Below are 237 nucleotides of genomic sequence, written 5' to 3'. Positions count from 1 at the left end.
GCTGCGCGTTACCGGCGGCCTTAATAAAAATGATGGAAAGCTGAATGCATTTGACGATTACATTACCTGGGATGCCATTACCAATGGCGGCGGGAAGCCGATCATCAGTCTTACCAACAGCAACATGACCTCCATTAATGTGAATGCCGTGCTTACTTTTAATAACAGCACATTTAAATCGGATATCCACCGGAACAATTCCATAAATGTGCTGCTGGGCCAGGGGTTCTACCAGCT

1 protein-coding gene is annotated in these 237 nt (G+C 46.4%); it reads left to right on the top strand.

What is annotated here, in order from left to right:
* A partial coding sequence (locus KVT36_RS32155) for a hypothetical protein (RefSeq protein WP_217607504.1) occupies nucleotides 1–237 on the top strand: 237 nt, incomplete at both ends.

This window comes from Chitinophaga sp. GbtcB8 (genome assembly GCF_019091455.1).
GTDB lineage: Bacteria > Bacteroidota > Bacteroidia > Chitinophagales > Chitinophagaceae > Chitinophaga.
This window is presented reverse-complemented; position numbering and strand designations above follow the sequence as displayed.